8 protein-coding genes and 1 pseudogene are annotated in these 12390 nt (G+C 55.0%); 3 read left to right on the top strand and 6 right to left on the bottom strand.

Translation table 11 applies throughout. The annotated features are described in order from the left end of the window. Positions 1-79 precede the first annotated feature (79 nt). The 4 genes from SM753_RS17500 to SM753_RS17485 form a co-directional block, all read right to left on the bottom strand. Entirely contained in the window at positions 80-862 is a 783-nt protein-coding gene (locus SM753_RS17500; protein WP_323192615.1) for an IclR family transcriptional regulator, read from the bottom strand. Between the two features lie 1905 nt (positions 863-2767). Then, the gene (locus tag SM753_RS17495; RefSeq protein WP_323192649.1) at positions 2768-4057 is read right to left on the bottom strand and encodes an orc1/cdc6 family replication initiation protein; all 1290 of its coding nucleotides are present in this window, start codon (positions 4055-4057) and stop codon (positions 2768-2770) included. 467 nt (positions 4058-4524) lie between these two features. Then, positions 4525-4734: a hypothetical protein gene (locus tag SM753_RS17490; RefSeq protein WP_323192614.1), complete on the bottom strand. Its 210-nt coding sequence runs from the start codon at positions 4732-4734 to the stop codon at positions 4525-4527. Between the two features lie 219 nt (positions 4735-4953). Further along, positions 4954-5724 carry a pirin family protein gene (locus SM753_RS17485; RefSeq protein ID WP_323192613.1) on the bottom strand — a complete coding sequence of 257 codons (771 nt, stop codon included), beginning with the start codon at positions 5722-5724 and terminating at the stop codon, positions 4954-4956. A gap of 85 nt (positions 5725-5809) precedes the next feature. Between SM753_RS17485 and SM753_RS17480 the strand changes: the two genes are divergently transcribed. Together SM753_RS17480 and SM753_RS17475 are read left to right on the top strand one after the other, a co-directional pair. Beyond that, positions 5810-6832: an LLM class flavin-dependent oxidoreductase gene (locus SM753_RS17480; RefSeq protein ID WP_323192612.1), complete on the top strand. Its 1023-nt coding sequence runs from the start codon at positions 5810-5812 to the stop codon at positions 6830-6832. 703 nt (positions 6833-7535) lie between these two features. Further along, complete coding sequence (locus SM753_RS17475; RefSeq protein ID WP_323192611.1) at positions 7536-7931, top strand: hypothetical protein; 396 nt, start codon at positions 7536-7538, stop codon at positions 7929-7931. A gap of 591 nt (positions 7932-8522) precedes the next feature. Here the strand turns inward: SM753_RS17475 and SM753_RS17470 are convergent. Beyond that, a complete protein-coding gene (locus tag SM753_RS17470) occupies positions 8523-8927 on the bottom strand; it encodes a carboxymuconolactone decarboxylase family protein (protein WP_323192610.1) in 405 nt (134 codons plus the stop codon). A gap of 609 nt (positions 8928-9536) precedes the next feature. Here SM753_RS17470 and SM753_RS21450 point away from each other — a divergent pair. Then, positions 9537-9671, top strand: a pseudogene (locus SM753_RS21450) (ABC transporter ATP-binding protein); the annotation flags it as partial. Positions 9672-10260: 589 nt separating this feature from the next. On the opposite strand, the gene SM753_RS17465 reads toward SM753_RS21450, so the two are convergent. Further along, a complete protein-coding gene (locus SM753_RS17465; protein WP_323192609.1) occupies positions 10261-12063 on the bottom strand; it encodes a PAS domain S-box protein in 1803 nt (600 codons plus the stop codon). Positions 12064-12390: the final 327 nt, after the last annotated feature.

The following is a 12390-nucleotide window of genomic DNA, read 5'->3' as shown; positions in this document are numbered from 1 at the left end:
GTAGTTCGATCAGATCGGCAGGCTAATTTACACTTCTATGTCTGTAATTCAGAGCAGTCATCCCATTCAGGGGATCGTCTCAGATATTCGTTCGTTCGTATTCCTCGATCTTTTCTTCGAGTTCAGCGGCTTTGTCCCTGAGCGCTGCCGGAATCTTTTCGTGCAACAGATCACCCTGGATCCGGTACGCAGGCCCCCCGACGGACAGAGCCCCGAAGACGCTCCCGTCCGGGTTATTGACGACAGTGCCGACACCTCGCAGTGAGTCCGCCGCTTCCTGGTCATTGTACGCGTATCCCCGCTTTCGCACCTCCTCTAGCGTGTCGTAGAGTTCCTCCGTCTCCGTGATCGTGTGTTCCGTGAATTCGGGGGTCCCGTGCCTCTCGATGACGAGTTCTACGTCCTCGCGCGGGAGAGCCGCGAGGATGGCTTTCCCTGCCGCTGTGCTGTGCATGTGAAAGTAGCCCCCGGATTTGAACGGATCGTTCGGATTCGTGGAATTGTGAATCGTCAGCAGTCTTCCGTTCTCCACGACGGTGAAATCCGCGTTCTCGTTGACCATTTCGGCCAGGTCTTCGACGGTCTCGCCCGCTAACTCGAACTTCACGTTATCCCCACGAACGTGCTGTCCAAGATGGAATAACCGCAAGCCGAGATGATACCTGTTGTTCTCTTTGGCCAGTAAACCGTGCTTCTGGAGCGTCGACAGGTGGGCATGGACAGTACTCTTCGCGATGTCCAGTTCCTGAACCAAGTCGGAGATAGTCGCCCCATCCATCTCTTTTACGGCTTGAAGAACGGTAATCGATCGCTCTGTTGTCTCCAGGACCCTTCCGATTTCCCGTGTTCCCTCGTCAGCCATGGGACTAACTAACATTCATCACGTTAAGAATGTTCGGGTCTCGTGAACGGGTAGTGATCGATCGAGGAGACGAGTAACTGGATCGGACTATTACTTTCCACGGACATCCCGCTGTTCTACGAAGATAGTTCGTAGGGGTGTACGAGAGGGGCAATCTGTCCCCTTACGCCGGCAGACTCTATCACAGACTCTCGACTTTTCCCCCACTCTGCACCGTAGTTGACCCTCGTTAGAGACTATGGGACACGGAATCTCGTTCCTACATTTCCTCTATCACAACGTATATTTGGTTGAGTGTATCATACTCGTTTGGCGACGGTCAGTGACTTATTCACACCCACAGTGATCGTCGTCGTTTGCACCCCAACGACGTGACAGTTGCACCGCCTCCCCTACGTACAGTACTCCGTGACTGCGGTAGAGACGTAGGGGACTTACGCTATTTACTGCAAGCCACAAGTACATACGATTACGTCGACGGCCGAGCCCAGACCCCGGTTCGTTGAATAATTGGCGGTGCAACTACCGGTGAACATTTCCGGCCGATAGAGTACCCAGAGTAGGGGACAGATGGTCGCCGCGACGCGTATCCAGAGTTTACTCGGACATTGCTGTAATCAGAATCAGTGGTCTCCCAGTCAGCAGCACCGGGGACCCTCCGTGTCTTACCTTGGCACGGGACAGGACACGCAGGGTGATGGCAGACGGGATCGCCAATGCCGTTGTGGTGCACTTGAACGACGGCCTCCTTACTGGCAGTCGGTTTACTGTCCGCCGTTCACTGCGGTATGGTACCGCAACCCATATGAAAGTTACGTTAGAGGCAGACGTGGGATCGTGACTCCTGTAGTTCTGAAGGGAGACGGAGATCGACGAGATGCCGTTGCAGTATTCTGGTCTGCTCACCGACAACTAGCCAGTCCATTACAGCAAGTCATCAGTACTGCCAAGCGGTATCAGAAAGAACTGGTGTGTCCACATAGTCGAGAGACCTTAAACAGAGTCTACTGACTCCGAAGAAGTGGGATCAATACCACCGCCGTAATCAGAAACCGCTGTAGTCAATAACGGGTGTAAGGAACGCTTCGGAGACTTTACCTCGGTGGTCGCATTCGCGTGGTAGGGTCGGTACTTACTCGAAGAGATGTAATAGAAGAAGTGATCCCCGGGTAGTGGTTACAGCCCGGAGCTACTCTTGGAGAACTCGTCTCGATAAAGACGGACATGACGGAGTTGCACCGGTCTGCCGAGAATGAGTAATTATCGTTTGAGACTTGCCTCACCCCCTCCCCCCGTGATCGAAGTGTAAACGCCAAGGTGAGGAGGGAACCCGAAAGCGGAGTGAGAGGTTTGGTTGGAGATAGAGGCCACGAAACATGTGAAATTGGAGAGAACGCACGGTAGATAATTTCTATGAAAGGGTAGACAAGTACTCGGGTAGATGGAGTTACCCTCCTTCAACCCTCGCAACTAGGTCTACTACGGATTGAATTATTACGCCTGCTACATAAAGCTAGGCCATGTTAGAAGCAAGTAAAGTTATGGACGCTATTCTATGGTTTAATAGCTTGTCCGCCGCGTATACCGGGCTTCTGGGGTGTGTATACTGTCTTTGCACTCTGACCCCCCCCACTCCCTCCTCATGGGTTTACACTTCGATCACGGGGGGAGGGTGTCCCACAAACGTCAGGACCCAGTCTTCGCTCACGTTTCTAGGCAGTCCGACCAAATACGTCCCGCTTCTCGGTTTTTTCTTGTGTTAGTCGCGCTTCGCAGGTTTCGAGAGACGCTCGTATCGGGTAGAGTTTGGACTACACCTGATTAGAGACTGAGTTTGCACATCGACTACGGGGGGTCCCCAGATGTTCACTCCGAAACCGTCGGTCCACGAACCCGACCGTTTCCTTACTGGTCGTGGAACTCCTTCAGTTGGGAGTTAACGACGGTCCGAAGGAGTTCATCTTGACTGGCTATCGCTTCTAACCTGGTGTCGTCGACTATCCGGTCCATCATCGCTTCGGGATCGCCCGTGAACGTAAACTCCATGTACATCCCGCCGCCACGTCCTCGGCTCTTCCGGGAGGTCGAGATGAGACCGTACGTGGAGAGCTCTTTGACGTACTTGACGTAGGTTTCGCGAGTCATCTGGTCAGCATCGAGTTGATCGGTCACCCATTGATAGACTTTGAAGCCGACAGGACTGGGAACTGAACTCCGCGAGCGGTTCGAGTGACAGGCGACGACAGCTGTCGCATACAGCGAGATCTTTTTCTGCGTCGTCAATCCCTCCACGAGTTTCAGCGACCGGTCTTTGTCGATTTCCTCCTGGGATTCCCGAACGTGATCTTCGGTAACTCTCCCATCACGGCGATCGTCGGCGAGATCGCCTGCGCCCCGGAACAGGTCGATCGCCTTCCGGGCGTCGCCGTGGCTCTGTGCCGCAAACGCCGCCACGAGCGGGATCACGTCGTCTTCGAGCGCATCTCGACGGAATGCGTCTCGGCGGTTCTCGAGAATTTCCCGCAGTTGCGTGGCATCGTAGTCGGGGAAGTAGACGTCCCGCGGGTTGAACGAACTCTCGGCACGGCCATCGATGTCTTCCATGAACTTCGGGTCGTTCGTCAGGGCTGCAACCGACACTCGGCCTTCGATATCGTTTGTGTTACTCGCTCGCGATAGCTGGTACAGCAGTTTCGAGTAGGCGGGTTCGTCGTTCGCTCGCCGGCCGACTAGGAGGTCGATCTCGTCGAGGATGAAAATCACCGAGTCGTAGTGCTCGTTGATGAGTTCGTAAAGACGTCGGTACTTTCGCTTCGTGGACACACCCGTCTCGGGGACTCCGACCCTCGCATCGACGTCCGTCGCGACGGTCTGGACGAGTTCGTACACCGCCTGGTCGAGTGTATTGATAGGCTGACAATTAACGTCGACCACGCCGAAGCGCTCGCCTTTCGATTGACAGAGTTCGATGATCTGTTGCGTGACTGCTCCGATGATGAGGGATTTCCCCGTCCCAGCGGGGCCGTACAGCAGCATATTCGGCGGACGGTTTCCTTGGAGCGTCGGACGCAGAAACGAGACGACGGATTCGAGTTGGTCGTCGCGACCGACGATTCGTTCCTCGTCGATGATCGTGTCGGGTTCGACGAGATCACGATTGACGAACACCGACGCCTCCCCTTCGTCGTCGAGCATATCACGAATCGACCGTTGAGTGCCGCCCTCAGCAGTCTCTCCGTCCGCATCTGTATCAGTCTCTCCGGCAGCTGCATTGCGAGCGGCTTCACTCTGTTTTTCGTCAACTCTAGAACGAACTCCTTCGTCAAAGGTAGATTGTCCCGTCCCGTCCTCCTCACTACCGGTCATACGCTTTCTGCACGCTGGAGTGTTAAAAAGATTCACCTCCGTCGATGTTTATCCGGGGAATACGCCCAGGCTATCCCCCGTATTCACGAGTTGCCTACTCTCCGGGATACGACCGACAACGAAGTCTATACGAGACGAGCCCCCGTGATCGAAGTGTAATCGCTCTCCTGCACACCCCCCGTGATCGAAGTGAAAATCTTCGGCTGACACCGATAAGAATAGTGGGCGAGGCCAATTTACACTTCGATCACGGGGTGCGAATCGATAGAATAGGACCTCCTCCGACCGCATCCTCTCTATTCGTCAGAATTGTCCGGCCGTTGTACAGAGAAGGAACTGAATCGCTCCCGCCACTGCCAGTAGTCGTAGTGGTTGCCATTGGTCTCCTTGATCGTGACAGTTGCCTTTGAGGTAACGTCATGGGGGAGGCCGTCAGAACGCTTTTCGATCCCGTTTTCGTCGTTTTCCTCGGGAACGTCCTCGGTGTGTCGTATTAACCAACACATCCGCTGAAAACGTAGTTCTGTTGGTTAAGATAATGTCCGACTTCGAGCCCCGCATCCAGAAGTTGACAGTTCGGATCGGATGGCCCCGTCGCTGTGTAATGTCGAAATACGGCCTCGAAGGCACCGAAACCTTCGTCGAACACAGCGGTTCCCCCTATCCTGTTACCTCTCTACGGACGCGAAGGAATAGCTACAGAAATGCAACTCCCAGTGTCTCGCTCAGCGCCCGATCGTCCCTTGTCGAGTAATCGGGGCGTCAGGGTTGATACAGAAGGCGACGATGGTCGCGTCTTCGGTGGCCGTCACGGACACGTCACCCTCGTCGGTCACGAGTCCGCTTTCGGTGTAACCGATCCTGGTTTGCTCCTCACCGGCTGTCACTGCACCGTCGAACACGTAGAGGTAGGTGTCCCACTCCGGGCGGGACGGCAGCGTGACGGTCGCGCCGGCGTCGAGCCGACAGTCGTAGAAGTTGACGTCGTTCCGGACGTAAAGCGGTGCGTCGCCGCCCTCAGGGCCGAACAGGTGCCGCCACTCGTTGGACACTGAGTCCCGTATCGGCTCGTGCTGGATGCCCGGTTCGAGATCGAGGCTATGCGGCCGGACGAAGATCTGGAGCATCCGCAGCGGCGGGTCGTCCTCGTACGTTTCCTCTGCATGCCAGAACCCGCTACCGGCGTTCATCACCATCAGGTGGTTCGAGTCCGTGACGAGTTCGTTGCCCTGACGGTCGTCGTGGCGCATCACGCCGTCCGGCACCCACGAGATGATCTCCTCGTTGCGGTGTTGGTGCATCCGGATCAGCGTCCCCGGATCCATGAACGACTCGACGACAGTCGCCAGCGGGCCGTATCCGTGGTCGTCGTGACCTGGTACGGCGCGGCCGGGGAAGTCGAGATGGATCCTGAACCCACCCTGGTTCTGCGAAACGTCCGTTCGCGCCGCTGTATAGATCCGAGGTTGCGACCCCGCTGACGTTGAATCGTTCATTACCCCCGGTAGGTCAGCAGGTGCCAAGAATGTTAGGCCGTCGCTGTAACCCAACGGTTATCTCTCTCAGACCCCGAAGAGAGATATGGATCTCTCTATCGTCGACCTCTCTCCCGTCCCCGACGACGGCACCGCCAGTGATGCCTATGCGAACACCGTCGAAGCCGCACAGCAGGCCGAACAGCTCGGCTTTTCGCGCTTCTGGGTGGCCGAACACCACGGCATGGCGGACTCCATCGCCGGCACGACTCCCGAGGTGTTGCTCGGCCACCTCGCCGCGGAGACTGACTCGATTCGACTGGGATCGGGGGCGGTACTGCTCAATCATTACAGTCCGTTCAAGGTCGCAGAGGAGTTCGGTGCGCTGGATGCGCTCGCGCCCGGACGTATCGACGCGGGCCTCGGACGGGCGAACGGGTCGCCTGCCGCCGACCGAGCGCTCGGGACGGACCGGCGCGTTCAGAATCCCGACGAAGACCACGCGGAGAAGATCGAGGCCGTCGTCACTCACCTCTACGACGACTACCCCGACGGACACTCCTACAGTGATCTGACGATTCCGCGCTCCGGTCAAGGGACCCCCGCGCCGTGGGTCCTCGGATCGAGCCCATCGAGCGCCTCTCTCGCTGGCGAACTCGGGCTCCCGTACTGCTTCGCCGCGTTCATCCGGCCCCAGTTCGCCACCCAGTCGTTCGAGCAGTACCGCGAACACTTTCAGCCGTCACGGTTGGCTGGCGGTATCGACGAGCCGCAGGGGATGATCGCAGTGAATGCGGTCTCTGCCGAGACCGATGAGGACGCGGCACGATTTCGCGCAGTGGCCGAAGCGTCGTACAAGCGGATGCAACGCGGCGAGGTCGGAACGAGACCATCTGTCGAGGAAGCAGTCGACGAACTCGGTGGAGTGCCGGAACCGACGCCTGCCACACTCGATTCCGACGAGTGGCCGCGTACGATCTCCGGAAGCCCGTCGACGCTCGCCGGTCTCCTGGAGCAACTTACGGAACGGGTCGGCGTCGACGAGGCGATGATTCAACATATCGTTCCGGAACACGACGACGCACTCCGTTCGCACGAACTGATAGCCGAGGGCATTGGACTCCCGTGAACTGCCTCGGGGGTCAAGCCCCGAGGCCTTCGGACTGTAAAACCCGGCCTCCCAATCGAGCGATCTGGTTGGAACGTCCGGGTATCCACTTGCTCTCGCCTACTTCTCGTTCCCTTTGCGATCATTATCGGGAACTGGACATATATCTTCGAACGCACCGAAACGGTGTGTATATCTACACTTGTGCGTCTCCAATCGGATCTACTGGTTGGGTTGAGATCAGTAGTAGCTATCCCTTGTAGAATCACACATAACGGTGGACAGAGGAGAAAGTGGTATCTCTCCTATTGTGAGTGTCGCGAGATGGACAAGGCAATCACCAAAATATGAAACTGTATAGGCTATATAAATAGACAAATTTCCTTATGATACTGGTACTCAGTGAACAACGTCGGGCTCTATATTTTTCTACTTACTTCCACCAGTGCGAGAGTGGACGAACGACTCCTATCTCGTTTGAGTCGGAACTTCCGTCTCGTTTGGCCACGATACCGGTAATGATCAGCGTTTAATCCTGTCCAACCCGCCGAACGCAGTGAAGTGCCCGCCTGACGCACCAGCGTACTTGCGAACGATGACTCGAGCGTGCAGTACGAATTCTAGGGGAACGAGATGGGCACTAGTAATCGGTGAAGCTGACTTACAAAACGACTCAAGATAATTTGGCCATGAGGTTATCCCCGTAACGCCCTTCTGGAGAATTATGTCGAAAGTACTCTCCAGTAAGGATAAAGGACGATCCAATACTGTCGCATACGGTCTTGATCCGGAGTTAGATGCCATTTTCCGTTTACTGTCGAGTCAGCGTCGTCGCTACGTCCTCCATAGCTTGAAGGAATATGAGAATCCTCTGGCGCTGGCTGATCTCGCTAAAGAAGTCGGTATCCGAGAAACTGACGGAGCCAACTCGGAAGTGTCTGTTGAGGAAGTCAAGCGGATTTCGATTTCTCTCTACCACACGCACATCCCGAAATTGCGGGACGCAAACATCGTTCAATACGACAAGGAAACAGATATAGTGACGCTTTCAGACGAAGGAGTACAGTGGGAGGAGTACGAGGAACGGCTTCAGGTCAAAAACCCGGACCCTGCTAAGTAACCAAGTGGTACGTCGCAGTTGACCCGACCAGCAGCGAGATCGATGTATGTAGTGATTACGCAGGAAGCCGTAGAAGGGGAACGGGATGTTACCATCTGTTAGTTAATAAAATATTCACGTGGAAAAAGGCCGAACAGCGAGTACTGCAACCCTGTGAAGCGTGTGTAAACCGACTCCATGATAGATGAGACGGTATGTAGAAGGACTGGTATAGACTGTAATTATAAATACTGCTCATAGCCGCATTTGGGACAATACATGATCTCCTGCTTGATCAGGAGGTGACCCAGATTACATTCACCACAGGGGCCTCCAATCGAGATCCCAGTCTCTCGTGCGAGCGCGTTTACGGTGTTTTCTAACCTGTCTATCTGTAATTCATTTCTCTCGAGACGGTCTGCCATCTCCTGAAGTCGGAGTACTTCTTGGTACCGCCGATTCTCTTCTGGTGATGAAGGATATGGGTTCACACAAGTGATAGCCGGTCAAGGAGGATAAACACGAGTGCGAATTCACTGATGTACTTACACGATTCAGACCGCGTCAGAACCTCAACGGGGATCGATACAAGAAAAATATGAAGCGGTACGATCAGTCAGCGCCAGCTGCTGCCGCCTCCTGTTCTTCGATGTAGTCAACGATCTCGGTCGTTTCCTCCCTGAACTCGTCGAGGTCGGTTTCTGCACCGTGGAGAATCGTCGAGAAGTACCGAACGGTAGCAGCGACGTTCATGGCTTCGGTAATACCGTCCTCTGTCACCCCTTCTAGTCTCGCCTCTTCCTTATGGAAGTGTATACAGTAGGGACATCCCATTGCAGTTGCGGCTGCAACCGAAGCAAGCGCTTTCTCCCGGTTTGGTAGTTCTGTCTCTCCGAACTCGAGGTCACGTACGATTCCCCAACTGTGGTCAGCGGCGGGCTCCGAGAGCGCCTCGAGCCAGTTTGGAACTTGTCCGAGGTACTCTTCTATCTCTCCTTTTGTTTTGTTTGATACCATTGTCGACTCCCGGATTTCCTGAACGTGTCCGCAATACCCCGTGTGCACCACAGAACGACTGAAATCCACCTACAGATACATCACGAACAATGATAATAGTATCTCATGTAGTCGCGAATAAGGTGGCGTGGGATTAGCAGAACCCGGACTGAAGAAAACTGATCGTGCAACTCTGGCAAGTTACCATATATATGAAAGGTAGCTATGATGTCATATGCTTTGGGGGTGTGTATACTATTTGACTGCCGTCCGGGGATCGAACAGGTGTCACGGATTACGAGAAAGTCCCCGTGCAGCGACATCCATGCAAAGCATATATAATTGGGGCGAGTGGTACTCAGTAGAAGATGTCAAGCCCTCTGCTCCGACGCACGATACGCCGGTGCTCAGCAGTACTCGTGATTTCCAGTACGCTATTTCTTCTCCTCTTTGAACATTATCTCTCTATCCAGGGGATCCCTACGAATCCGGCTATTCACTATATCGCACTGTTCCTTTTCAGTGGGGCAGCATTCTACCTCCTGGGGAGTGTCGGACGATCTATTCTCCCCACTGACTGACTTTCGTTTCCGGAAAAGGGTTCTCAGTATCCATTCACCGCTTTGCTGAATTTCAACGCTTTCTATTGAGACGAACGACCTGACCAAACGCTTCGGCGACGACATCGCCGCCGTCAAAGACCTCGATCTCACGGTCACGTCCGGCGAGGTATTCGGCTTCCTTTGCCCGAGCCGTGCTGGGAAGTTGAACCCTACAGTTCGGACCGTCAAGGAGAGATCACACGCACAGGGGTTGGTATCGAACGACTAGCAAACACTAGCCTGCCGCCGGCTAGTGAACCTATCAAGGCGGCCGAGTACGTCCAAGAACTGGAGAAAGAGCGCGAGACAGAGAGTGGACCGTCCACCGACGAGTGACGACAGCAGATCGCATGGTATGACCTGATGCGGACGTTGACCGATACCCCACGCTGACAACCGAGCCCGGTTTCGTTCGGCATCTCGCGGCCATCAGAGGTGTTCTTGCTATCGGAGCTGGCGGTTATCTGCGGTCGAAACCCTGCGTCTTCATAGGTGCCAAACCATCAAACGAATGGAGTAGAAGCAAACAGAACGCGACCGTGAGGCGAGGCATACTCACCGGCTTATTGTGATAGCAGTGATTGAAGAAGCGGAGTAGCTCGGTTCACACAGGAGATAAGCGTATCGGCAGGAGTGTCGATCTATCTGAACCCTGTTAAGAATGTGATGCTGAATATAGAGGACGTGGTAAGCATGTTAGCTTTGCTTCTTTCGTCCTGTATAAATATAAGTAAAATATTGGGTTGTTCTCCTCACGTGTTTGGTTGGGTTGCAGCGGGAAGCGTGAAGTAAAACGTCGAACCATCGCCGGGCTCAGACTCGACCCAGATTTTGCCACCGTGGCGCTCTATGATCCGTTGACTAAGTGCGAGTCCGATACCCGTTCCCTCATACTCGTCGTAGGTATGGAGACGCTGGAACACTTCGAACACGCGGTCGGTGTCGTCCGGGTCGATACCAATGCCCTCGTCGCTGACTGAGACGATCCACTCCTCGCCGTCACGTTCGGCTTCGACGCGGATGCGCGGACGATCGTCGCCCGAGTACTCGATAGCGTTGTCTAAGAGGTTCTGAAACACTTGCCGTAGCTGAGCGATGTCTCCCTCAACCTGGGGGAGAGATTCCGACGTGATCTCGGTGTCAGTCTCCGCGATTTTCACCTGCAAATTGTCACGGACCTCGGTGAGCACTTCGTCGAGATCGGTCGGTTCCAACGGCTTCCCCTGCGTCTCTACCCGTGAATACGCGAGCAGCCCCTCGATCATGTTTCGCATCCGATCGGCACCGTCGACCGCGAACTCGATGAACTCCTCCGCGTCCTCGTCAAGTTCATCGGCGTAGCGTTGTTCGATCAGTTGCAGGTAACTTGTGACCATCCGCAGGGGTTCCTCCAGGTCGTGGGACGCAGCATAGGCGAACTGCTCCAGACGCTCGTTCGATTCCTCGAGTTTCTGCTGATACTCTTTGCGATCGGTGATATCGTGTACGTAGATCGATAGCCCTGACTCAGAGGGATACACGTTGTAATGGAGCCACGCATCGACTTCTTCATCGTACAACTCGAAGCTGGTTGGTTCTTGTCTCTCCACCGCCTCACGGAACTCGTTCGAGAGCTGCCCGTCGTCTCGATCGGGGAAGACCTCCCAGAAAGACCGTTCCGCTAATTCGTCCTCCGACTTCTGAAATAGTTCCGCTGCGAACTCGTTGTAGTGCGTGAACTTCCAGTCTTCGTCGAGCGCAAAGAACGCATCAGAGATGCGCCCGAGGATATTCCCTAATTCAGTCTCCAGTTCCGTCTTGCGTTGTTCGAGTTGTTGTTGACGCTGTTTTTGGTCGGTGATATCCTCGATAGAGATAACGATTCGGTCAGTCTCAGAGAGACCGCCCTCAAGCGGGACCGCGTTTATCGAGAGCCATTCGTGATCAACCCCAGACTGATCGATACGACACTGGAAGTCGTAGACCGACTGTCCGCTCTTGAAGACCTCTTTCCATGGTCTGTCGTCGCCGGGAATGGGAGTGTCCTCTGAGTCGTACAGTTCCCTGGATGTTATCGATAGGTCGCCAAGGTCGGTCTCATTGATCTTGAGGAGGTCGAGTGCCTCTTGGTTGGCTCGCGTGAACACTTCGTTCGCGTCGAGCACGCAGATGCCGACCGGGATCGTTTCGAAGATCTGCTCGATGAGGTCTCGTTCTCGCTGGAGTTGGAGTTCGTACTCCCGCTGTTCGGTCATGTCGCGGGTCACTTTCGTGAAGCCCTGGAGTGTGCCATCGATGTCCCGGATGGCAGTGATTACGACGTTCGCCCAGAACCGCGAACCGTCCGCGCGGACCCGCCACCCCTCGTCCTCGACGCGGCCCCGCTCGGTGGCCTTCTCGAGATTCGTCTCCGGGACTCCCTCTGCCCTGTCTTCCTCGGTGTAGAACGTTGAGAAGTGCTGGCCGACGATCTCGTCTTCGGAATATCCTTTGATTCGCTTGGCACCCTGGTTCCAACTGCCGATGGTACCGTCGGGATCGAGCATAAAAATCGCGTAGTCCTTGACTGCACTCACGAACGCACCGAACTCCTGCAATTTGGCCTGTTGATCATCTTCCTGAGTCCCGTCAGATGGCTGCCACCAAATGCGAGTTCCGGTCTCAGGTTCCTTGGTCTGTAATTTCCCACGGTCTGCGAATGCTGTCAACTGCTGCTCTGCAATCTGTTCTGGACACTCCCACCTCTCGGCAACCTCAGCCGTAGTGAACGGCGTACCCGATGTATCTCCGTTCGAGAATAGACGATTAATATCCTCTATAGAAATATCTGACTCTGAGCGATTAGGGTCCATAGTGTACGTGTCGACGTTGACTCGTAAACGGGTGACGGTCGGTTACCTGTT

Source organism: Halostella sp. PRR32 (genome assembly GCF_034808085.1).
Lineage (GTDB): Archaea > Halobacteriota > Halobacteria > Halobacteriales > Natronoarchaeaceae > Halostella > Halostella pelagica.
The sequence above is the reverse complement of the archived record's forward strand: the minus strand, read 5'-3'. Positions and strand labels throughout refer to the sequence as shown.

What these genes read in the sequence shown, in the direction of transcription:
- SM753_RS17470 (WP_323192610.1), bottom strand. Translation starts at nt 8,927, where the DNA reads ATGGTATCAAACAAAACAAAAGGAGAGATAGAAGAGTACCTCGGACAA.
- SM753_RS17485 (WP_323192613.1), bottom strand. Translation starts at nt 5,724, where the DNA reads ATGAACGATTCAACGTCAGCGGGGTCGCAACCTCGGATCTATACAGCG.
- SM753_RS17480 (WP_323192612.1), top strand. Translation starts at nt 5,810, where the DNA reads ATGGATCTCTCTATCGTCGACCTCTCTCCCGTCCCCGACGACGGCACC.
- SM753_RS17490 (WP_323192614.1), bottom strand. Translation starts at nt 4,734, where the DNA reads ATGTGTTGGTTAATACGACACACCGAGGACGTTCCCGAGGAAAACGAC.
- SM753_RS17500 (WP_323192615.1), bottom strand. Translation starts at nt 862, where the DNA reads ATGGCTGACGAGGGAACACGGGAAATCGGAAGGGTCCTGGAGACAACA.
- SM753_RS17495 (WP_323192649.1), bottom strand. Translation starts at nt 4,057, where the DNA reads ATGCTCGACGACGAAGGGGAGGCGTCGGTGTTCGTCAATCGTGATCTC.
- SM753_RS17475 (WP_323192611.1), top strand. Translation starts at nt 7,536, where the DNA reads ATGTCGAAAGTACTCTCCAGTAAGGATAAAGGACGATCCAATACTGTC.